This is a genomic window from uncultured Treponema sp. (assembly GCF_934725225.1).
Classification (GTDB): Bacteria; Spirochaetota; Spirochaetia; order Treponematales; family Treponemataceae; genus Treponema_D.
In genome coordinates, this window is the sequence record NZ_CAKVAM010000005.1 from 216,248 (window position 1) to 237,424 (window position 21,177).

The 21,177-nt window shown below is 39.3% G+C and carries 20 protein-coding genes and 5 tRNA genes; 12 read left to right on the forward strand and 13 right to left on the reverse strand.

Translation table 11 applies throughout. The features are described from left to right. Positions 1–53: 53 nt before the first annotated feature. A complete protein-coding gene (locus Q0H92_RS09445) occupies positions 54–1,169 on the reverse strand; it encodes a PilZ domain-containing protein (protein ID WP_296014288.1) in 1,116 nt (371 codons plus the stop codon). An 81-nt stretch (positions 1,170–1,250) separates the two neighbouring features. Between Q0H92_RS09445 and Q0H92_RS09450 the strand changes: the two genes are divergently transcribed. Further along, entirely contained in the window at positions 1,251–1,901 is a 651-nt protein-coding gene (locus Q0H92_RS09450; RefSeq protein WP_296014290.1) for a type II CAAX endopeptidase family protein, read from the forward strand. Positions 1,902–1,952: 51 nt separating this feature from the next. Beyond that, entirely contained in the window at positions 1,953–3,365 is a 1,413-nt protein-coding gene (gene thrC, locus Q0H92_RS09455; protein ID WP_296014292.1) for a threonine synthase, read from the forward strand. A gap of 66 nt (positions 3,366–3,431) precedes the next feature. Here thrC and cmk read toward each other — a convergent pair whose 3' ends face one another. The 5 genes from cmk to xylB form a co-directional block, all read right to left on the reverse strand. Next, complete coding sequence (gene cmk / locus Q0H92_RS09460) at positions 3,432–3,995, reverse strand: (d)CMP kinase (RefSeq protein WP_296014294.1); 564 nt, start codon at positions 3,993–3,995, stop codon at positions 3,432–3,434. 9 nt (positions 3,996–4,004) lie between these two features. Beyond that, entirely contained in the window at positions 4,005–4,874 is an 870-nt protein-coding gene (locus Q0H92_RS09465) for a YicC/YloC family endoribonuclease (RefSeq protein WP_296014299.1), read from the reverse strand. A gap of 9 nt (positions 4,875–4,883) precedes the next feature. Then, entirely contained in the window at positions 4,884–6,383 is a 1,500-nt protein-coding gene (murC, locus tag Q0H92_RS09470) for a UDP-N-acetylmuramate--L-alanine ligase (RefSeq protein ID WP_296014302.1), read from the reverse strand. Between the two features lie 325 nt (positions 6,384–6,708). Continuing rightward, entirely contained in the window at positions 6,709–8,022 is a 1,314-nt protein-coding gene (gene xylA, locus Q0H92_RS09475) for a xylose isomerase (protein WP_296014307.1), read from the reverse strand. 61 nt (positions 8,023–8,083) lie between these two features. Continuing rightward, positions 8,084–9,571, reverse strand: a complete 1,488-nt coding sequence (gene xylB, locus Q0H92_RS09480) for a xylulokinase (RefSeq protein ID WP_296014309.1) — start codon at positions 9,569–9,571, stop codon at positions 8,084–8,086. 147 nt (positions 9,572–9,718) lie between these two features. Here xylB and Q0H92_RS09485 point away from each other — a divergent pair, with 147 nt between their 5' ends. Continuing rightward, positions 9,719–10,552, forward strand: a complete 834-nt coding sequence (locus Q0H92_RS09485; protein WP_296014312.1) for an AraC family transcriptional regulator — start codon at positions 9,719–9,721, stop codon at positions 10,550–10,552. 2 nt (positions 10,553–10,554) lie between these two features. Here the strand turns inward: Q0H92_RS09485 and Q0H92_RS09490 are convergent, their stop codons facing one another. From Q0H92_RS09490 to Q0H92_RS09520, 7 genes are all read right to left on the reverse strand, one after another. Then, the gene (locus Q0H92_RS09490) at positions 10,555–10,983 is read right to left on the reverse strand and encodes a DnaJ domain-containing protein (protein WP_296014317.1); all 429 of its coding nucleotides are present in this window, start codon (positions 10,981–10,983) and stop codon (positions 10,555–10,557) included. Then, on the reverse strand, positions 10,967–12,340 hold the full coding sequence (locus Q0H92_RS09495) for a sigma-54 dependent transcriptional regulator (protein ID WP_296014323.1): 1,374 nt from the start codon (positions 12,338–12,340) through the stop codon (positions 10,967–10,969). The genes Q0H92_RS09490 and Q0H92_RS09495 overlap by 17 nt, the downstream gene beginning before the upstream one ends. Before the next feature lie 69 nt (positions 12,341–12,409). Beyond that, entirely contained in the window at positions 12,410–13,597 is a 1,188-nt protein-coding gene (locus Q0H92_RS09500; protein WP_296014326.1) for an ATP-binding protein, read from the reverse strand. A gap of 19 nt (positions 13,598–13,616) precedes the next feature. Then, positions 13,617–14,855 (reverse strand): DNA polymerase III, encoded by a 1,239-nt coding sequence (locus Q0H92_RS09505; RefSeq protein WP_296014329.1) that lies wholly within the window; start codon positions 14,853–14,855, stop codon positions 13,617–13,619. Between the two features lie 2 nt (positions 14,856–14,857). Then, positions 14,858–15,391 carry a CvpA family protein gene (locus Q0H92_RS09510; RefSeq protein WP_296014333.1) on the reverse strand — a complete coding sequence of 178 codons (534 nt, stop codon included), beginning with the start codon at positions 15,389–15,391 and terminating at the stop codon, positions 14,858–14,860. Further along, complete coding sequence (gene murG / locus Q0H92_RS09515; protein ID WP_296014336.1) at positions 15,388–16,539, reverse strand: undecaprenyldiphospho-muramoylpentapeptide beta-N-acetylglucosaminyltransferase; 1,152 nt, start codon at positions 16,537–16,539, stop codon at positions 15,388–15,390. Before murG ends, Q0H92_RS09510 begins: the two co-directional genes overlap by 4 nt. Next, entirely contained in the window at positions 16,518–17,441 is a 924-nt protein-coding gene (locus Q0H92_RS09520; protein ID WP_296014341.1) for an ankyrin repeat domain-containing protein, read from the reverse strand. Before Q0H92_RS09520 ends, murG begins: the two co-directional genes overlap by 22 nt. A gap of 141 nt (positions 17,442–17,582) precedes the next feature. Here Q0H92_RS09520 and Q0H92_RS09525 point away from each other — a divergent pair, with 141 nt between their 5' ends. The 9 genes from Q0H92_RS09525 (at position 17,583) to Q0H92_RS09565 (ending at position 21,176) form a co-directional block, all read left to right on the forward strand. Next, entirely contained in the window at positions 17,583–18,140 is a 558-nt protein-coding gene (locus Q0H92_RS09525; RefSeq protein ID WP_296014344.1) for a tryptophan transporter, read from the forward strand. 21 nt (positions 18,141–18,161) lie between these two features. Beyond that, on the forward strand, positions 18,162–19,004 hold the full coding sequence (locus Q0H92_RS09530; RefSeq protein ID WP_296014346.1) for an ABC transporter ATP-binding protein: 843 nt from the start codon (positions 18,162–18,164) through the stop codon (positions 19,002–19,004). Beyond that, a complete protein-coding gene (locus Q0H92_RS09535; RefSeq protein ID WP_296014349.1) occupies positions 19,001–19,828 on the forward strand; it encodes an ABC transporter ATP-binding protein in 828 nt (275 codons plus the stop codon). Before Q0H92_RS09530 ends, Q0H92_RS09535 begins: the two co-directional genes overlap by 4 nt. Beyond that, positions 19,825–20,595, forward strand: a complete 771-nt coding sequence (locus Q0H92_RS09540) for an energy-coupling factor transporter transmembrane component T (RefSeq protein WP_296014351.1) — start codon at positions 19,825–19,827, stop codon at positions 20,593–20,595. The genes Q0H92_RS09535 and Q0H92_RS09540 overlap by 4 nt, the downstream gene beginning before the upstream one ends. Positions 20,596–20,673: 78 nt before the next feature. Next, positions 20,674–20,745, forward strand: a tRNA-His gene (locus tag Q0H92_RS09545). A 31-nt stretch (positions 20,746–20,776) separates the two neighbouring features. Beyond that, positions 20,777–20,850, forward strand: a tRNA-Arg gene (locus tag Q0H92_RS09550). A gap of 7 nt (positions 20,851–20,857) precedes the next feature. After that, a tRNA-Lys gene (locus tag Q0H92_RS09555) sits at positions 20,858–20,930 on the forward strand. A gap of 39 nt (positions 20,931–20,969) precedes the next feature. Further along, positions 20,970–21,050 (forward strand) — tRNA-Leu (locus tag Q0H92_RS09560). A gap of 54 nt (positions 21,051–21,104) precedes the next feature. After that, positions 21,105–21,176, forward strand: a tRNA-Gly gene (locus tag Q0H92_RS09565). The last annotated feature ends 1 nt before the right edge of the window (position 21,177 follow it).

The window sequence follows — 21,177 nt, forward strand, 5'->3', positions numbered from 1 at the left end:
TAAATATATAAAATATATAGAAAAATTTCTATACATTCCGGCTGCCTCAAAAATTACTGGCTTGAATTTTCCTGCTGAATATTTTTTTCCGCGCTGTTTTCTTCCTGAGTCTGATTTTCTTCCGAAGAAGCCTGCTCAATCGCCTGATGAATTTCTTTTTGCTCCGGCGGAATCACGTTGTAAACAAACGCAAGAACTGTGTTCCTCATGCTTTTTTCAATGTGCGTGCATTCAAAATGAATTCTTGACTGTCCAAGCTGACTGTTCCACTCAACTGCCCGGATTACGCCGTGCATGACAACGAGCGCGCCGTTTATTTCAAACTGAATTTTTATGCGGACATTTGCTTTTCCTTTTCCGCCGATTCTTATCATCGCTCCGTCTTCGCTTATGTCTTCAAGCAGGCATTTGTAGCCGGGCGCAGTTTCAACTTTGTCGTATTCGATTTTTTCGCCTTGCTGAACAATGTACATCTGCGCGTAAATTTCGCATTTGCATCTTATTGACTGGCGTTTTTGAGTTCGGTCGAGTTTTGTTGAATGCATTAAAAACAAAGCTTTGTCGCTTCTGAAAATTCCAGTTCCGATAACTTTTGTGTCAAACGCGTAGCCTGCGTCTCCGTTGCGCCAAAAGTAAACTGAAATTTCTTTTCCGTCCCATTCAGATTCAGGAAGAAATTCCGGTCGTTTGGACTGCTTTGAAATTTGATACGGAAGAAGAATTATGAGCTGAGTTCCATTGTTTAAAATGCGCGACTTAAAAACGCCTTTGCCTTTTAAAATGACGCTTAGCTTTTGGTTTGCATCAAGCGATTTTGTGCTTTCGATTCCGCGTTTGTTTTCCTTGTCAAGAATTACGCGCGTTTTGAATTTGTAAAGTTTTTCAAGAAACGCCTGGACTTGTGTTGAATCTTCCGCGCCTTTTTGCTTTGCCTCTTCGATTACTGAAGAAATGCATCTGTTCACGGAATTTTCAGAAATGTAAAGCGAAAGCGGCTCTTCAATTCCGCATTTTTTTGCAAGCTGCCAGAGCGCGGAAATTTCAGAATGCTTGAATCCGTAGTCAAAACCCTTTGAAAAGAAATTCATTTTTTCAGTTGAAGCTTTGTATAATTTAAAAAGCGCAAAAATAAAAGCAAGAATTATAATTGCGGAAATTACAGCAGGCACAAAACCACCTCCAAGAATTTTATGCGATTACGTATTTATTATAGTAAATTTTGCAGTTTCTTGATAGTATAACATACCAAAATGAAAAAAAGATACATTTTAGCAGAGTTTTTAGTTGTTTTTGTTTTTTTGCTGATTCCGCCGATTTTTGCAGACAAAGGAGCATATTTAAGCGAAGAATTTTCTTTTTCTGTTCTGGCTGAATTTTTTATTGCGGCGATTCTTCAAATTCAATTTAAAATGGAAAACAAATGCGAAAAAAAATCCGCGAATGAAAAATTTATTTTGCTTGTAAATTCATTGAAATGGGGCGCGCTCACGCTTGGCTTTTTAATGCTGATTTTTGCCGCCGTCCATGCGTTTTGTTTTGCATTTAAAATTTCTTCCGCTCAAACTGAAATTTTATTAAAAAATCCTGAAAATTTTTCGTCTTGGATTTTTCTGATTTTTACATTGGCGGCTGGAGCTTTTTTTGAAGAAGCCGTTTACCGTCAGTTTGTTCCAGAAACTTTAAATTCGCTTTTGGGAAAATGGAAAATTCCAGTGGAAATATTTTCAGTTTTAATTTTTGCGCTTGCCCACAGATATTTAGGATGGATTTCTGTTTGCAATGCGGCTTTTTGCGGCGCGGTTCTAAGGATTTGCAGAATAAAAACGGCTTCAATTGCGCCTTCGTTTGCGGCTCATTTTGTCTACAATCTTTCACTTATTGTATTTTCCGTGCTGTTGTAAAATTTTATAATCATTGATATACTTTGAAAATAATTTTTGCTGAGGAATTTTATGAAATATACAGATACAAGAGATAAAAAAGTTAGTGTTGATTTTAGAACTGCGGTTTTGAATGGAATGAATGCAGAAACTGGCGGACTTTATATGCCGACTGAATTTCCGCGTCTTGAAAATTCATTTTTGGAGCGCAATCCAGAACCTTCATTCCGCGAAATTGCCTACGAAATGGCAAAATCTTATGTTGAAAACGAAATTCCAGACACTGACTTGGAATCTATAATTCAGGACTGCTATCCGTTTTCTTCAAAAGTTGTTCCGATTGATCCTGTAACTTATGTGCTTGAGCTTTTCCACGGACCGACTTGCGCGTTCAAGGATTTCGGAGCAAGATTTATGGCGCGTGTGATGTCATATTTCAACCGCTCAGAAAATGACAATCTTCATATTTTGGTTGCAACTTCCGGGGACACAGGTTCTGCTGTAGGAAGCGCGTTTCACAATGTTCCGGGAATCGACGTTACAATTCTTTATCCGGACGGAAAAATTTCACCATTGCAGGAAAAGCAGCTTTCAACTTTCACAGGAAATGTCCGCGCATTAAAAGTAAAGGGAACTTTTGACGATTGCCAGAAACTTGTAAAAACTGCGTTTACAGATAAAGACTTAAGAGCCAAGTTCAGGCTTTCTTCCGCGAACTCAATAAATATTTCCCGTCTTTTGCCGCAATCTTTCTATTATATGTATTCATCTCTCGTTGTAAAAAAGAGAATTCCGTTTGACAGCAAAAATGGAGGGGATGCGATAATTGTTGTTGTTCCAAGCGGAAATTTTGGAAATCTTACATCAGGGCTTATCGCGCGTGAAATGGGTGCTCCTATAACTGGATTTGTTGCCGCGACAAATTCAAACCATACAGTGCCGGACTGGATTGCAAGCGGAGAATACAAAACTCGCCCTTCTGTCGCAACATTGAGCAATGCGATGGATGTTGGTGCGCCTAGCAACTATGAAAGAATTGCCGCAATGTATTCTCTTGACCAAGTAAGAAATCTTTTCGCTTCATATTGGACAGATGACGAAGGAACTATTGACGGAATTAAAAGCTGCAAAAACAAAACAGGATACGTAATAGATCCGCACGGCGCAGTTGCCTGGAAAGCATGGAATGATATTCGCGGTGGAGAAATGGAAAAACTTGTAAACGGCCAGAAAAATGATTTTACAAAGCCTGGTCTTACACCGAATGTTCCTTCTTGGGCAAAATCTGTTGTAGACAAAAAAGCATCTGCAATAATTCTTGAAACTGCTCATCCTGCAAAATTCGGCGCGACAGTTTACAAGGCAATCGGACAAGAGCCTGCTCTTCCTGAGCGTCTGGAAAAAGTTATTTCTCTTCCTGACAACGCTATTCCAATGAGCAAAGATTACGATTCATTCAAGGAATGGCTGGTTTCAAACTTGTAAATTTTTATATAAGAAAAGCCTCGGATTTTTCCGAGGCTTTTTTCATCAACTGAAATGAAAAAAAAATTATTCAGCCGCGCATATAAGATTTCTTTTTTCAAGTTCCAAAAGAATTTTTTCTACTATTTGCTCTGGAGTAAACAAAGCCGTATCAATTTTTAAATCTGCAAAGTCAAAACTGCTGTTGTCGATGTTGTAAAGTTTTTTGTAACGGCGGCTGTCTTCTGAATCTCTCATCGCAGTGAAACTTTTTATTTCTTCAAGTGAACCACCTTCTCTGTTCAGAATTCTTTGCGCGCGGACATTGTCATCAGCAATAAGATAAACTTTTAAATCAGCTTCTTTAAGCATCCAGATTGCGAGACGGCTTCCAAGAACACAGCTTTCTTTTTTTGCAAGTTCAACCTGCCTTGTGTCAACTGCAATGTCGTAGCTGTCATCCGTTTTTGCATTTTCGATTACTTGGGCAAGCGTAAGATTTTTTTCTGCCGCAAGCTGACGGAAAGTAAAGTTTATAAGTTTTACATTCAGTTTTTGCGCAAGCAAAGTGCTTACGGTTGTGTTTCCGCAGCCAGACTTTCCGCTTATGGCAACTCTAAGTTCTTTTCCCTGAGGAATTTTATAATTCATAACAGCTCCTTACTCAATATTCTTGCCCTGCTCTCTTATGTTTTCAAGGGCGTTCTTTGCGTCAATTACTTTTTCACCGACTTCTGTAAACTGATTTTTGCTTCCGATTGTATTGATTTCGCGGTTCGCTTCCTGACAGATAAAATCGATTTTTTTACCCGGAACCGGATTTTCGTTGATTTCTTTTCTGAGAGCCTGCAAGTGGCTTTGAAGCCTGATGATTTCCTCGTTGATTGTGTATTTTACAATCATCGCCGCAGTTTCAGACATTATGCGGTTTTCATCTGCCTTGTCCGCAAGAAGCTCCTTGAACTTTGCTGAAATTTGCTCGCGGAATCTTTTTTCCATTTCCGGCTGCCACTTCTTAAAAAATGCGGCGCAGTCATCAAGCGTAGAAAGTTTTTCAAGCAAATCATTTTTTAAATTTTCGCCTTCACGTTTTCTGTCTTCTATAAATTGCTCAAGAACTTCAGAAAAAATTCCTTCAATTTTTTTCCAATAAGATTCGGCATCGTATTCGTGGGAAACATTCAAAACGCCTTCCTGCGAAACAATCAGGCTCAAAGGAATTTCAGCTTCTGATTTTCCCAAGGCTTTTGCAATTTCCAAAATCGCATCGCTGTACATTTTTGCGGCGGCTGGATCTGCGCTGACTTTTGCTGTTGAATTGTTGTCGCGAACTCTGATTGTCAAGTCGATTTTTCCGCGGACAATTTTTTCGCTTACAGTCTTTCTGATTCTTGCTTCAAGCGGATTCAAAAAAGACGGAATGTTTACAGACAAATCCAAGAACCGTGAATTGACTGATTTTATTTCAACGCTTATCTGCGTGTTTTCTACAATAGCTTCTTTAAAGCCGTAGCCTGTCATGCTGTTCATATATTTTTCCTAAACTTTAAATTTTTTTAAAACCATTTGTCCGACTTTGAAATTGTCGCCGGCTCCCATTGTAACAAAAACGTAGCCGTCTTTTGCATCAGATTTTTTGTTCAACTCGCTTTCTATGATTTGAGCGGCCTCTTCAAATTCTTTTGCATAGACAACATTCGGATGATATTTTTTTGCGTGCTCGGCAAGAATTTTTCCAGTTACAGTTGTGCTGTCCGCTTTTTCGCGTGCGCTTCCGTAGATTTTATTTATCACGATCATGTCCGCGCTTTCAAAACTTGATGCGAACTCTTCAAGCAAAGCCGCTGTCCGCGTGTAAGTGTGGCTCATAAAATCAACGATAATTTTGTGGTCTTTATAAAACTGCCTGAATCCAGCCAAAGTTGTTTTTATCGCTGTGGGATGATGTCCGTAGTCGTCAATAAAAATTATGTCCTGCCCAAATTTATTTTTCGCGCGCCCAACAATTTCACTGCGGCGTTTTCCGCCTGAAAATTTTTCAAGGCCATTTTTTAGCTTGTCAAAATATTCCTGCGGATTTTTTCCGGCAGTCTTTAAAAGCTCGCAGCACAGAGCAAATGCCGCGGCTGCATTTCTTGCGTTGTGTTTTCCCGGCACATGAAGAGCGCATTCAGTTTTTCCGATTGTAAAGAATTGTTTTCCGCCCTCAACTTTTCCGAACGAAAGTTTAAAGTCGCCTTCCGCGTTTTCTCCATAGGGAATAAAATTTATATCGCTTCGTTTTTTCTTTGCAAGAGCGGCTGTTTCGCAAGCACCTTTGTCGTCAGCGCAAAAAATCAAGTCGCCGTTTTTTGGAAGCTTGCAGATGTAGTCAACGAAAGCATTTTGAATGTCAGCAAAAGTCGGATAGTAATCCTGATGGTCGCTTTCAACGGAAGTCAAAATTATTTTCTGCGGACAAAAAGACATGAAGTGCCGCTGGTACTCGCAGGTTTCAGCGACAAAATATTTTTTTTCAGCTGAATCTGAATTTGAAAATTCCGATGAAGTCATTGTGCAGGAATTTCCAAAAGAAGAAATAATGCTTCCTGCTAAAACTTGAGACGGAAGGTCAAGTTCCTTTAGCATTGTTCCTGCAAGACCGGTTGTCGTAGTTTTTCCGTGGACGCCGCAAATTCCGCAACTGAATGCAGTTCTTGAAATTTCGCCCAAAGCCTCGCTGTACAAAAGAAGCGGAATGCCGAGTTTTTTTGCCTGCGCAAGGTCTGGATTTTTTTCAGGTGAATACGCGCTTGAATAAATTACAAGCTGAGTTTTTTCTGTAACATTCTGGCTGCTGAACGGCAGAGCTTTGATTCCAAGTTTTTCAAGAATTTCATCTGTGTAGAATCTTTCTGAAACATCGCTGCCGGTGATCATAGCTTTTCGGGCGGAAAGAATTTCCACAAGAGCCGCCATTCCAGTGCCCTTGATTCCAACAAAATGTATGTGAACTCCAGTTAAGTCCTGAGGGAGAATCGATTTTTCCATGGAAGCCATTTTACAATAGAAACAATGTTTTTGCAAATAATGAATTATGCTGAAATTTACCTTCGGAAAATTCCCGAACACTCGCCTGTTTAAAAACAGCAATCGGGATTTTCCCGAGAATGGAATTTTTCAAGAAATAAGTTTCGGGATGATTCCGAAGATTCATCTAGTACAAAAACATTCTTCGGGACGTTCCCGAATGCTCGCTTAGACTAAAAACACCAATCGGGATTTTCCCGAAGATAAAATTTACAAAAAGCTGGTTTCGGGAGCTTCCCGATTGAATTGAAAAAACGCAGCCATCGGGAAAACTCCGAAGACTGCATATTTTTATTTATCCAAGGCAAATCTGGTTGAGGATATTCTCGTAAAGCTCCTGCTTGCCGGAAGTTTTTGCGACCTGATCATAAGGCTTTGCAAGTGAAGCGACCTGATCAAGTGTGAGTTTTCCTTCAGCGAAAGCTTTTCCGTTGCCAGATTCAAAACTTGCGTAGCGTTCTTTTACCATTGAAGGAATGCGTCCGTCTTCGATAAGCTGAACGGCTTTTTCAAGTCCGCGCGCAAAGATGTCCATTCCGCCGATGTGCGCAATGAACAAATCTTCTGGAGCAACTGAATTTCTTCTGACTTTCGCATCGAAGTTGAGTCCGCCTGTTGTGAATCCTCCCATTCTGATTACCTGAAGCATTGCCTGTGTCGTTTCGTAAATGCTTACCGGGAACTGGTCTGTGTCCCAGCCGTTTACAGGGTCTCCGCGGTTTGCATCGATTGAGCCAAGCATTCCGTTGTCTACGCAGACTGTAAGCTCGTGCGCAAATTCGTGGCCTGCAAGTTCAGCATGGTTCGCTTCAATATTCAGTTTGAAATCCTTGTCAAGTCCGTGGGCGCGGAGGAATCCGATTACAGTTTCTGAGTCATAGTCATACTGATGCTTTGTCGGCTCCATTGGCTTAGGCTCGATGTAGAAGCAGCCGGTGAATCCCTGTTTTCTTGCATAGTCGCGTGCCAAGGTAAGCATCATGGCGAGGTGTTCTTTTTCTGCTTTCATGTCTGTGTTCAAGAGGCTCATGTAGCCTTCGCGTCCGCCCCAGAATGTGTAGCCTGCTCCGCCGAGTTTGATTGTGTTGTCGATTGCGGCTTTTATCTGGCTTGCTGCCTGCGCAACTACATCGAAGTCAGGATTTGTTGCGGCTCCGTTCATGTAGCGCGGATTGTTGAATACGTTTGCAGTTCCCCAAAGAAGTTTTACGCCTGTTTCTTTCTGACGCTCAAGCAAAAGATCTGTGATATGTGAAAGTTTTTTTTCGCTGTCGGCAGGGCTTGTTCCTTCTGGGCAGATGTCGCGGTCGTGCCAGGCGTAGTATCCGCAGCCGAGCTTGGTTATGAATTCAAATGCCGCGTCAACTTTTTCTTCTGGAGTTTTCCAAGTGAATTCGCGTGTTCCGCTTCCAAAAGGATCTCCTCCGTCAGCGCAGAAAGAATGCCAGTAGGCTACTGTGAACTTGAGCCAGTCTTTCATCTTTTTGCCCATTACAACTTTTTCAGCATCGTAGTATTTGAATGCAAGCGGATTTTTTGATTCCGGGCCTTCATACTTGATCTGGCCGATTCCTGGAAAATATTCTTTTGAACCTTTGAAAAATGACATAAGTCCTCCTAAAAATTTGTTAAGTTTTTTTTGTTTTAAAGCCTGCAACGCAAACTTTTTTTTATTTGTACAATGGCGAAAGCTGGTTCACCAAAATTTTATATTCTTCAAATGCCTTGCTGTATTCCAAAGCATTTTTTTCGTTCGGCAAAGTTGTCTTGGATTCATCAAGCGCAACGTGTGTTTCCGCAAGGCTTTCCATTGAAACTGGAGTTCCCTGCAATTTTTTTAGGCACCATAAAGCTTGAAGAGCAGCACCGAACGCCGCGGCTTCTGATGAAACTGGAACTTTTACAGGAAGGTTCATAATGTCCGCCGCAATCTGCCTCCACACTTTGCTTTTTGCACCTCCTCCAGTCAGCCGAAGTTCCTTTGGCGTAAAGCCGTGTTTTTTAAATGAATCAAGTCCTGCACGCATTGAATAGACTGCGCTTTCAAGTGCCGCCCTTGCGATGTTGGCCCGGTTGCAGTTTGCTACGGTAAGTCCCGTTATGCTTGCTTTTCCGTGCGGAAGATTTGGAGTTCTTTCTCCATTGAAAAACGGAAGCACAAAAACGCCTTCGCATCCCGGCTTTGACTTTTCAGCTTCAGCATCGAATTCCTTTACATCAAGATTTAAAAGCGCCCTGATTTCTTCGGAAGCAACCGTGCAGTTCATTGTGCAAAGAAGCGGCAAATATCCGCCGGAAGAAGAACAGAATCCAGAAATGCCTTCCGCAGGATCGGCAACAGAAGAATCGCTAAAGCCGTACAAAGTTCCAGAAGTTCCCATGCTCATTGTAAGTGTTCCGCTTTTTACGGCTCCAGTTCCAATCGCGCTCATCATGTTGTCGCCGCCGCCAGAAGAAACAGGCGCGCCCTCTGGAATTCCAAGCCAGTCAGCAGCTTCCTTTGAAACAAATCCTGAAGGCTCATCGCTTGCAATAATTTTTGGAAGTTTTTCAAAAAGCGACTCATCGATTGCCGCGCAGATTTTTTTTGACCATTTTTTTTCTTTTGAATTGAACAAAGCAGTTCCAGAAGCATCGCCCTGCTCCATCACATAATTTCCAGTAAGAAGAAAATTCAAATAATCATGGGGAAGCATTATGTAATGAAGTTTTTCAAAAAGTTCTTTTTTGTGCAGCTTGAGCCATAAAATTTTGGGAGCTGTAAATCCTGGCAAAATAAAATTCTGAACTTCCTTTACAACTTCATCTTGTCCGCCCGCAGCGTTTGTGATAAGCTCGCATTCTTTCGCCGTCGAAGTGTCGTTCCAAAGTTTTATATTGTAAAGCGGATTTCCTTCTAAATCCAAAGGAACAAAACCATGCTGTTGCCCGGAAACTCCAAGCGCTTGGATTGATTTTTTTCCTTCTGAAGAAATTTTTGAAAAGCAGACTTCAAGTCCTTTTTTGTACCATTCAGTTTTTTGCTCTCTTGTTCCGTCTGATTCTGAAATAAGCTCCATTGGGCAAGACGAGCTTTCCATAGTTTTTTTAGTTTCATAATCATAGAGAACAACTTTCATGCTTTGTGTTCCCAAGTCAATTCCAGCGACAGTTTTCATAAAAACCTCCAGAAAAAATTAAAATTCGTTTCGCTTACAAAAATAGTATCAGCCTGAAATGACTATAAAGCAATACAGAAAACTGATTTTATATATCCAAAATTGATTTTTCATGCTAAAATATTTAAAATAAACAGGAAAAATGCCGTGGAAATAAAAGAAACTGCCTTTATTTACAAATTGATTGCCGGAGAAAAACTTGCCTGGCACGGACGCTATCATTCGCATGGAGAAATGGAATTTGAAATTCATTTTTTTTCGGAAGGAGAAGGCACGTTTTTTTCAAACAGAACTTCTTACAGCATAAGGAATAACACGTTGTTTCTAGTTTTTCCGCGTGAGTTCCATTCAATTCTGCCAAAAGAAGTAAAAAAGCCGCTTACTTACTATGCAGTTCTTTTTTCGCTGAGTAAATCCGAAAAAAAACTATATCAATTATTGATAAATTCTTCGAGCAGAAAAAAAAATCAGCCGGTCGCCAGCAACGAAACGGCCTCAATAAAATTCATCCTTGAGGACATAATGAAATTTTCAAAGTCGGATTCTGCGGACTTAAAAAAATCGGCGGAATTGCTTCTTGAAAGCTGCCTGTTCCGCTGGTTCGGAAAACAAAATAAAAATGAATCAAAAATCGCTGAGCAAAAAAAATCAAAAACTGCAAAAAGCTACGTTGAGCATTCAATAAAATTTATGGAGAAAAATGTTTACGCAAGATGTTCTGTTTCAGAGGTTGCAAATTTCTGTGGAATTTCGGAAGAGCATTTTATACGAATTTTTAAAGATGAAATGCAGATGCCTCCGCATCAATATTTTATGCGCCTGAAAATTCAAACAGCTGCCCTCGCCTTGATAAATTCCTCAAGCACAGTTTCTGAAATTGCAGATGAATTTTCTTTTGAAAATCAGTTTCATTTTTCAAGAGTATTTAAAAAATGCACGGGACTTGCTCCGTCTTCTTACCGCGCAGCATTTTCATCATAAAGTTAAAAAGACTTCATTAAAAGTTCGTAAGCTTCAACAATCATTCTGGTTTTATTTGTCGCAACTTTTTTTAGCACAGGATTTTTGTCATATTTGTCTGGATGAAAATATTTCAGTTTTTCTTTGTAAGCTTTTTTTACGTCATCTTGATTTGCCGAAGCAGTTATATCAAGAAGCCTGCAAGCGCGCTCAACTTCCGGCGTTATTTTTTTTAAAGATGAAATTCTATTTTTTAAATGTTCAGTCTGATTTTTTTGTTCTTCCTTAGTTTTATTTTTGCTGACATTTTCATTAGAAAAATTTTCTTCTGATTTTTTTTCTTCACGAGGAATTTCTTTTTCAGAATGTTTTATTTTCTTTTTAAATTTTACTTGCCCGGATTTTAAAGTTTCATTTAAAAGATCACCGAGCTTGTCATACATTGTCTCCATCTGATTTTTCCTCGTCTTCGCCCCACTCCGAAAGTTTTCGCTGCAATGTTTTTCTTCCGATTCCAAGAATGTCCGCAGTTTTGCTTTTGTTGTTTTTATTTGAAGCTAAATTTTGCTGAATGATTATTTTTTCAGCTTCGTCTAAAGTTATTCCAAACGGAATTGCAATGCTGTTTTCCTGCGAACTTTTTGCAACTGCCGGCGGAAGATCTTCAATGTTTATTTCATCACCTGAGCTCATTACAACTGCGCTTTCAACACAATTGCGAAGTTCCCTTATGTTTCCCGGCCAGTCATATTTCATAATTGCGGCTTTCGCTTTTCCAGAAAATCCTTTTACTGATTTTCCATTTTCTTTATTGAACTCTTCCAAGAATGCTGAAATTAAAAGCGGCAAATCGCTTTTTCGTTCCCGAAGCGGAGGAACATGAATATGAATTACATTCAGTCTGTAATACAAGTCCTCGCGGAATCTTCCAGCTTTTATTTCTTCTTCAAGATTTTTGTTTGTCGCTGCAATTACACGGACATCAACTTCTATAGTCTGCTCACCGCCGACACGTTCAAATTTTTTTTCAGCAAGGACTCTAAGAATTTTTATCTGGACATTCTGATTTATTTCCCCGATTTCATCAAGAAAAATTGTGCTTCCGTGGGCAAGTTCGAATCTGCCTTTTTGCAAATGGTCAGCTCCTGTAAAAGCACCTTTTTCATGTCCGAAAAGCTCGCTTTCTAAAAGTGTTTCACTTAAAGCCGCGCAATGAACATTTATCATAGTTTTGTCGTGCCGCGGGGACAAAGCATGAATAGCACGGGCAACAACTTCTTTTCCAACACCGCTTTCACCAGTGATAAGAACGCTCGCCTTAGATGCAGCCGCCTTTTTTATCGTCTCCTGAATTTTTTGCATTACGGCGGAAGAGCCTATCATTTCTTTTAATGCAGAATTTTCAGCGACTTCTTTTTTTAACTCTTGATGTTCAATTTTGATTTGGCGACTTTCCAGCGCGCGCTTTACAATCATTTCAAGCTGATCAAGATTTAGCGGCTTTGTAAGAAAATCATAAGCGCCGTGTCTCATTGCATCAACTGCGGAATCTATGCTTCCATGGCCAGTAAGAATAATAACTGGAATTCCCGGAGTTTCTGTTACGACATGATTTAAAACTTCTTCACCTGAAATTCCTGGCATTCGTAAATCTGTGATTACCAAATCTATGTCGCCTTTTGAAATCAGTTCAAGACCTTCTTTGCCAGAAGCTGCTGTTTTTACATTGTAATCTTCAAGTTCAAAATTTGCTGCAAGTCCTTCCCGGATATTTTTTTCATCATCTATAATTAAAATTGTGAATTTCAAATTTTCCTCCAAAAAAAATCAAACAAAGGCAATAAATATTTTATATAAAAGCAAACGTTGGGTTAAATTTTATTCTTCAAGAAGCATTGTTTCTTTTTGCGGCACAGGAATTTGCACAGTAAAAACAGTGCCTTCATTCAGCTCTGAATTTACAGTTATTTCTCCGCGGAACTCTTTTACGATTTTATAAACAGTTGTAAGTCCAAGTCCAGTTCCATCGGCTTTTGTTGTGTAATACGGCTCGAAAATTCTTGAGCAAGTCGCTTCATCCATTCCGCAGCCATTGTCCGCGATTGTGAGTATGTAATGCTCATTTTTTATAAAAGAATTTACAGCGAGCTTTCCGTTGTTTTTTTTGCTAGAAAGAATTGCAGCTTTTGCATTTTGCACAATATTTATAAAAATTTCACGGAAAAGTTTTTCATCAATTAAAAGCCTGTTTCCTTCTCCTTGCAAATTTACAGAAACTTCTATTCCGCAGTTTTCAAATTCCGGCATGAAAAAATTTATTGATTTTTCTATTATTGAGTCAGGCTCAGAAAGTGTCATGTTTACTTTTAAAGGCCGCACTGCAAACAAAAAATCCATTACGATTTTATTCAAGTTCTCGATTTCTTCATTTACAACGGAAAGATATTTTTCCATGAATTTTTCATCAGGAAGTCGACCGTCACCTTCCCTGCATTTTTTTATTGATTTTTGCAAAAGTTGAATATGAATGCTTATTGCGCCAAGTGGATTTTTTATTTCATGTGCAACTGATGCGGCAAGATTTGTCAGGCTCTTTAAACTTTCCATTCTGTGCATCAAAATTTCCTGCTGACGTTTTGCAGTTATGTCTTCAATAAAAATAATTGTTCCTGCGATTTTTCCATCACGCACAAGAGGCAAAATTGAAACAACGATGAACCTTGCTTTATCATCCGCGGAAACTATAGAAAATTCTTCACTTGTATTTGTGTTTTGTTCCTGCGCGCAAAAGGAAATAAAACTTGAAACTTCCTCATCCGCTATAAGATTCCAAACAGGTTCTGATTTTATTTGATGAAGATGAAAAAAATGAAGATAACGTTTTGCAGATTTGTTTATTTTTGTTATGCACCAATTTTTATCAACGATTACAAGTCCTGAAGGAATGCTTTGAATTATCGAATCATATATTTCATTTTCTTCACGGACTGTATTCAAAAGACGCTCAAGCTGTTCATCGGAAAGCTTTGTAATTTTTTCAGATGCTTTTTCAACAAAATCTGTCATTTAAATTCCTCTCAAAAAATCAAGCGAATTTTTTTAGAATTCCATCATTCATATAATTTATGTGCATTAAATTTCTTGCAAGCTCTTCAAGGCAGGCTGAAGGATTCTGATTGAAAATTTCAACATTATTCAATGAAGTTCTAAGTTGTTTTAAAATTTTAAAGGAAACTTCTGAACCTGCGGCGGATGTTTTTAAATTTTCCTGCGATTCAATAATTCCGCGGATAAAAATCTTAAAAAGAATTCTTGGTTCAAATGAAGCGCAAGTTGAAATTATTTTAGGAATGTCGGGAACGTGTCCTTGAGCTACATTGTTAAAAAAGTCAGCTGCGCAAGATTTTACAAGTTCGGGCTTTACTGTTAAAAACGACTGCAAAAATTCCGTTATGCTGCAAAATTCTTTTTCATCATTGAAAACAGGTTCATAGTGAAAAATTCTATTTATGACATTTTTTTGTTGTTCTGGAGAGCGTTCAAAAAAATTGTAAGTGCGGACTCTGGAAAGTATAGTCGGAAGCATTGCGCCACGCTTTGTCGTTGTAAGTATAAAAACTACATTCTCTGGAGGCTCTTCAAGAATTTTCAGCAAGGCATTTCTTGCGCTGTCTGCCATTAAATCTGCGTTTTCAATAATTAAAACTTTTTTTCCATTGCTTGAACTCAAATGCGCCCAGGATGAAAAATTTCTTATTTGCAAAACAGGAAGCGAACTGTACAAAAAACTGCTTTCAAGTTTGGTGCAGTCTTTTTCAATTGAATCTAATATTTTTTTCAGCTCCTCGTCATCTGGAAGAATTCTTCCTGGCTGAATTTTTTCAAGTCCCTCTTCTATATTTTGTAAAAGTGGAGAAAATTTTTGAAGCTTGTCATCTCCGTCCCAAAGCACAGAATTGAACTTTGAAATAAGTTTTCTTACTGCGCGTAAATAAAGATACCTTGAAGCCTCAAGATGTTTTGTGTTTTGAATATTTTGACTTATTAAAGTTTTTTTCGCTGCAGCAATTTCCAACGTTCGGTTTCCAGCACCGCAAATAAGAAGATTTTGACTTACCATAGCTTTGTGTTGCCGGCAGTTTGAACAAGTGCAATTCCATTCGCCAGAATTTGCGCATGAAAGAATTCTTGCAGTTTCCAAAGCACAGGAAAGTTTTCCAGAAGATGAAGGTCCTGAAAACAGGATTGAATTTGGAAAGCGTTTTTTTTCAATGTCTTCTTGCAATAATTTTGTCGCGCTTTGGTTCAAAATATTTTCAAACATTTTTAATTTCCTTGGATTTGTTCAAGTGGAATGGCAAGCGGAACTGATGAATTTTTTTCAACTGCTTTTGTAAGGCTTTCAAGCGGAATTGAAATGACGGGATTTAATATTCTTGAAAAAAAACTTCCATCGAGAATTGAATCAACCTTAAACCAAGGCTGAGCTTTCATTAAAATTAAAACAACTCCAACAATTGCAAGTCCTTCCAAAAATCCAAAAACAAAGCCTAAAAATCTATCCAGATCTTTGAAAATTTCACCGCCAAAAATATTTTTTATTGCAGTCTGAAGAATTTTCATAACTATAAATGCAATTATAAAAATCAGCAAAAAAGAAAGCACAACAGAAACTAAATGAATTTTCAAATGCTTTTCAATTGGAGAAACCAGCCGTCCGTAAAAAAGAATTGCAACCCAAATACTTACAACTGGAGCTGCTTTTCCGAACACTTCATTTAAAAATCCGTTTATTGCTCCAATAATTGCAAACGTCAAAACAACAAGCAAAAAAACAATATCGATTGCGGGAAACATCATATTTTTATCTGCTCCAAAATCAGATTTGCTATAATTTCAGAAGGCTTTTTTTCTTTGCAAATGGACTTGCAGCTTTCAGCAAATTTATTTCTAGTTTCTGAATTTTTCATTTCAGATAATGCATCAAGAAGATTTTCTTTTGTAGCATCTTTTCCTGTTAAAGCAATGGCAGCACCTTTGTTTGCAAAATATTCTGCATTGTCAACTTGATCGCCTCTTGTTCCTGCACCGCACAAAGGAATTAAAATCATCGGCTTTGAACAAACGGCGCATTCCCATAAAGAATTTGCTCCAGCTCTGGAAATTATTATATCCGCGGATTGAATTACAGAAACCATTTCATTAAAAATAAATTCGTAAGGCTTGTAGTTGTCATCGCCGGAAGCCATAATGTCAGGATTTTCCTGCGCAAATTTTTTTCCAGTTTGATGAACAACTATGAAATCTTTTTTAAGTTCATCAAGGCATTCAATTACAAGATTATTTATCTGGTTTGCGCCAAGGCTTCCGCCTAAAATTAAAAGAATATTTTTTTTGCAGCCATTATCTATGCCAAGGAATTTTTTTCCAGCTTCTGAACTGTCATTGTAAAATGCCGGACGAACTGGATTTCCTGTAGCAATGCATTTTTCTTTTTGGAAATCTTTAAAATACTTTTTTGTTTCCTCGTAAGAAATTAAAATTTTAGAAGCTTTTTTGCTGTTGATTCGTGTTGCAAGTCCCGGAGTAAAATCGCACTCGTGAGTAAAATACGGAATCTTTAAAAGAACAGCGGCGGCGCACGGAGGTACACTTACAAATCCGCCTTTTGAAAAAAGAAAATCCGGCTTTATTTTTTTTAGAATAAAAAATGATTTTATAAATCCTGCGAATATTTTAAAAAAGTCTGTGAAATTTTTCAGCGAAAAATAACGCCTAAGTTTTCCACATGGGATTCCATGAAAACAAGAAATGCTTCCACCTAATGACAAAAGATTTTTTTCAATTATTGCAGAATCCATTCCCTTGGAATTTCCAATCCAGTGAATTTCTATTTCAGTTGATTCATTTGAAATTTTTTTCAGTTCATCAGCAATTGCAATTCCCGGATATATGTGCCCGCCTGTTCCGCCGCCAGCAAAAGCGATTACAATTTTTTTCTTAGACATTTTTTATTTTTTTCCATCAGTTTCATAAGCTCTTCATTTTTGAAAAGCGATGCATAGCCACGCGCACTCATTCCCATGCTGTCTTTTACGTCAGGATCTGCGCCAGAATCCAAAAGCAGTTTTACAATTTTTGAATTTCCGTTTCCGACTGCGAGAACAAGAATAGACTGCCCGTCTGAACTCATTGTGCTCAAGTCCGCGCCATGATCTATAAGAAGTTTTGCAATTTCGTAGTTTTTCCGCCAGACAGCATCCATCACAGGAGAATATCCTCTGTCTTCGGAAACTTCGTTTATGTCCGCGCCTTTTTCAAGTAGAAGCTCAAGCATTTCCTTGTTGTCATTTCTTGTTGCGACACACAAAAGCGGAACTCCTTGCAATGTTTTTGAATTCACGTCTATTCCAGAATTCAAAATTGATTTGCAAATTTCAGTTTTTTCTTTTTCAAGATAAAATTCAAAACTGTCCGCGTTGCATGAAATTCCCTGCTCCAAAAGTGAATTTCTGTTTGCGCGTTTTAAACTGTCTGATTTTATTTCATCGATATTTTTTTCAAGCCACTTAAAAAGCTCGTTTTCAGAATAAAAATTTTTTAAAGATGATTTTTCATTTTCAGAAGGAAATAACTCGCAGTATTTTTTTTCTTCATCTAAAGCAAGAACTGGCATTTTTTTTCCGTAGCAAAAACCAAAAACGCAAGACAAAATCAGCACAGAATTTTCAACATTGGAAAAAAACAAAAAACCGTCAAAAATTGAAATTTTCTCAAAAATGTCTTTTAAATTTTTTTCATATTGATTTAAAACAATTTTTTCAGAATCGCATTTATTTGAAGTAAAAAAAATTTCAGCTCGGTTTGCATTTTCTTCCTGAGCCGTCTGAGCAACAATCAACCATTTCATTCTTAAATTATAGCTTAGCTTTGTTCAAAAGTCTATTGCCCCTAAAATTTCGTTTTGAAAAAAATAATTTTCTCTCTTGACAAAAAAGCGCATCGGATATATGTTTCTACTAACAGAAACAAAAAAAAACAGGAGCTTTTTATGAATGAAAACGAAAATCTTGGTGAAAAACGTGTTCTTGAAACCTCAGAGAAAAAAGGAGTTCAAATCCGCGACTTGATTCTTGTTGCAGTTTTGCTTGCGGCCGGAGCGGTTCTGAAATTTTTTGTAGGCTCGCTCATCAACATCGGCGGAATGAAACCAAACTTCATTATCGCAATGTACTGCATGGCGATTGCATTGATTAACGCAAATGTCGCAGCGGCGGCGGTCATCGGAATTCTTGCAGGCGCAATCTGCCAGTTCTTTCCGGGAACTCCGTACTTGAACTTTGCAAGCGAATTTGCGGGTGCAATCGTGATGTCGCTTCTGATAAAAATTCCGCTTCCTAAGCTTGGAAAAATCGATTTCAAACCGGCAGTCGCAACTTTGTTCAGCACATTCGTGAGCGGCGGACTTTACACAGTTCTGCTGATTTTTGTTCTCGGCGCAGACAAGGCGACACTTGCGGCTTACATTCCGATTGTTCTTTGCACAGCCTGCATTAACGCGGTTCTTGTCCAGCTGCTTTATATTCCGCTGAAAATGACTTTAAAATAATCCAAAATAATCGGTGGCAAAATGATAAGCATAGAAAATTTAAGCTTTGCGTACAGCGGAAGTTCAGTTCCAGCGTTGAAAAACATTTCAATGGAAATTCAGGACGGCGATTTTGTCGGAATAATCGGAGCGTCTGGAGCCGGAAAAACAACACTCAGCTGCGCGATAAACGGAATCATTCCGCACCACTACAAAGGCGAATATTACGGAAAAGTCTGCGTAAACGGAAAAGATGTTTTTGAAAACGATCCGTGCAGCATTGCGCTTGAAGTCGGAAGTGTTTTTCAGGACATCGACAGCCAGATGACTTGCTCTGTTGTTGAAGATGAAATTCTTTTCGGACTTGAAAACTTCGGAATCCCAAAAGACGAAATCGAAAGCCGGCTTGAGTGGGCGTTGAAAGAAACCGGAATTGAAAATCTCCGCAGCCGGGAAATTTCTGGACTTAGCGGCGGACAAAAACAGAAAACCGCAGTTGCCGCAATTCTCGCGCTGAAGCCTAAAATTCTTGTGCTTGACGAGCCGACCGGCGAACTTGACCCGGCATCCAGCAGAAACATTTTTAGAATTCTAAAAGACCTGAATGAATCTTACGGAATGACAATTATTGTAATAGAACAAAAAATCATGCTGCTTTGTGAATTTGCCAAAAAACTTGCCGTGATTGACAAAGGCTCTTTAAAGTCTTTTGGAAATATCCGCGATGTTCTAAAAAATTCCATCGAGCTTGCTTTGCTTGGCGTAAATTATCCGCGCGCAGTTGATTTTTACAAAAGCCTTCTTTCACGCAAAATGATAACGCCGGAAAAAGAAATTTGCATCGACACAAAAGAAGCCGTTTCGCTTGCAGGAGGACTTTTATGATTGAATGCGATTCAGTCCGATTTAGCTACGGAAAAACAAAAGACGCCGAGCTTATCCACGGAATTTCACTTTCAATAGAAGACGGAGAATTTGTCGCGCTCACAGGAGAAAATGGAGCTGGAAAATCAACATTCAGCAAACTTCTTGCAGGAATCTTAAAGCCTTCCGACGGAAAAATCAGCGTAAACGGAATCGACACAAAAAAAGCGAAAAACAGTGTGCTTGCAAAAAACACAGGCTTCCTTTTTCAGAATCCTGACCGCCAGCTTTGCACTTACACAGTCCGGGACGAAATTGCATTCGGGCAAAAAGCTTTAAAAACTGGAACGGAAGAAGAAATTTCTAAGCGCACAGAAAAAATTATCGAGCGATTTGGATTCAATCCGGGCGAAGCGCCATTTTCACTTAGCCGAGGACAAAGACAGCGACTTGCATTGGCTTCAATTATCGCAGTCGAACCGAAAGTTATGATTCTTGACGAGCCGACAACCGGGCTTGACTACAAGGAATGCATGGAAATCATGAGCGCAGTAAAAGAGCTGAACAAAAACGGAACAACTGTAATCATGGTTTGCCACGACATGGAGCTTGTTCTTGACTTCGCGCAGCGGATGATTGTTCTTGCAAACGGAAAAATCGAGGCGGACGGAAAAACTCTTGAAATAATGCGCAGCAAAGAAATCTTGCAGAAAGCGAGCCTTCTTCCTCCGCAGATTATTCAGATTGCGCTTGAACTTGAAGAAAAATTTCCGGACAGATTCAATTTTGAAAACGTCCGCACAGCAGATGAACTTGCCGCAAAAATTCAGGAGGCGATAAAATGAAAGGACTTGTCGATTACGTTCCGGGAACTTCTGTTTTCCACAAAATGAATCCAGTTTCAAAGCTGATTTTTTCAATGGCGGTTTGCGCATCATGCTTTATTTCCTCGTCCGCTGAAATTCTAGTTCTGCTTCTTGCCGTTGACATTGCGACTGGAATTCTCTGCGGAATTTCAACAAGGACATTCAGGCTTTTGAAAGGGCTTGTTAAGATTTCGGTTTTCCTTTTTATTCTTCAGATTTTGATAATAAGAAGCGGAAATGTCGTTTACCAGATTTCGTTTTTGAAAATAACAGACGCCGGACTTGCAACCTCGCTGAATCTTGTGCTTAAACTTTGCGGCGCAACTCTTCCGCTTGCCCTTATGCTTTCTGTTACGAAACTTGCCGACCTTTCAAACGCGCTTGTTGAAAAACTTCACGTTCCGTACAAATACGCATTTACATTGACAACCGCAATCCGTTTTATTCCGGTTTTTGCGCAGGAAATGGAAGGAATTCAGGAAGCCCAGACTTCACGCGGAATCCAGCTGGACACAAAAAATCCGCTGAAAAAACTTGCGCTGATTTTGCCTTTGTGCGCTCCCCTTTTGGTTTCTTCAGTGCGGAAAACAAGCGGGACTGCAATTGCGGCTGACTTGCGCGGATTCAAACTGCGGACATCCGGCTGCTGCCTAAAAAAATATCCATATAAAGCGCGGGACTTTGCGTGCTTTGCCGTGTCATTTTTACTGATTGCGGTGAGTATTTGCGAAAAATTTATAAAATGAATTTTTTTTCAGAAATTTTGCACTTTCTGCTTGACCAACGAAAGTAATTCAGATATATTCTATTTCGTTGATTGCATGGTGCCTGTAGTTCAGGGGTAGAGCGCCAGATTGTGGATCTGGTTGTCGTGGGTTCAAATCCCACCAGGCACCCGGATTCCAACGTGGAGCCGTGCAGCAGGACGCGTTCGTAGCTCAACTGGATAGAGCAGTGGACTTCGAATCCGAAGGTTGCACGTTCGAGCCGTGTCGGACGCATAAAATCGGGCGATTAGCTCAGCTGGTAGAGCAACAGACTCTTAATCTGTGGGTCGGGAGTTCGATCCTCCCATCGCTCAAAGGATTTTGAAACACTCTGTGTAGGTCAAAAAATTCACGCGAGAGTGGTGAAATTGGCAGACACGCTAGACTTAGGATCTAGTGCCCTAGGCGTGAGGGTTCAAGTCCCTCCTTTCGCATATTTTAATCTTCTTTTTAAATGAAAAGAAATTAATACAAAACGCAGAGGTTTTGCGGAAATGGCTCAATGGTAGAGCGCGACCTTGCCAAGGTCGATGTTGCGGGTTCGATTCCCGTTTTCCGCTC

Coding starts and splice junctions, on each gene's coding strand:
- Q0H92_RS09450 (WP_296014290.1), top strand. CDS start 1,251: ATGAAAAAAAGATACATTTTAGCAGAGTTTTTAGTTGTTTTTGTTTTT.
- thrC (WP_296014292.1), top strand. CDS start 1,953: ATGAAATATACAGATACAAGAGATAAAAAAGTTAGTGTTGATTTTAGA.
- cmk (WP_296014294.1), bottom strand. CDS start 3,995: ATGAATTATAAAATTCCTCAGGGAAAAGAACTTAGAGTTGCCATAAGC.
- Q0H92_RS09465 (WP_296014299.1), bottom strand. CDS start 4,874: ATGAACAGCATGACAGGCTACGGCTTTAAAGAAGCTATTGTAGAAAAC.
- murC (WP_296014302.1), bottom strand. CDS start 6,383: ATGGCTTCCATGGAAAAATCGATTCTCCCTCAGGACTTAACTGGAGTT.
- xylA (WP_296014307.1), bottom strand. CDS start 8,022: ATGTCATTTTTCAAAGGTTCAAAAGAATATTTTCCAGGAATCGGCCAG.
- xylB (WP_296014309.1), bottom strand. CDS start 9,571: ATGAAAACTGTCGCTGGAATTGACTTGGGAACACAAAGCATGAAAGTT.
- Q0H92_RS09490 (WP_296014317.1), bottom strand. CDS start 10,983: ATGGAGACAATGTATGACAAGCTCGGTGATCTTTTAAATGAAACTTTA.
- Q0H92_RS09500 (WP_296014326.1), bottom strand. CDS start 13,597: ATGACAGATTTTGTTGAAAAAGCATCTGAAAAAATTACAAAGCTTTCC.
- Q0H92_RS09505 (WP_296014329.1), bottom strand. CDS start 14,855: ATGTTTGAAAATATTTTGAACCAAAGCGCGACAAAATTATTGCAAGAA.
- Q0H92_RS09510 (WP_296014333.1), bottom strand. CDS start 15,391: ATGATGTTTCCCGCAATCGATATTGTTTTTTTGCTTGTTGTTTTGACG.
- murG (WP_296014336.1), bottom strand. CDS start 16,539: ATGTCTAAGAAAAAAATTGTAATCGCTTTTGCTGGCGGCGGAACAGGC.
- Q0H92_RS09520 (WP_296014341.1), bottom strand. CDS start 17,441: ATGAAATGGTTGATTGTTGCTCAGACGGCTCAGGAAGAAAATGCAAAC.
- Q0H92_RS09525 (WP_296014344.1), top strand. CDS start 17,583: ATGAATGAAAACGAAAATCTTGGTGAAAAACGTGTTCTTGAAACCTCA.
- Q0H92_RS09530 (WP_296014346.1), top strand. CDS start 18,162: ATGATAAGCATAGAAAATTTAAGCTTTGCGTACAGCGGAAGTTCAGTT.
- Q0H92_RS09535 (WP_296014349.1), top strand. CDS start 19,001: ATGATTGAATGCGATTCAGTCCGATTTAGCTACGGAAAAACAAAAGAC.
- Q0H92_RS09540 (WP_296014351.1), top strand. CDS start 19,825: ATGAAAGGACTTGTCGATTACGTTCCGGGAACTTCTGTTTTCCACAAA.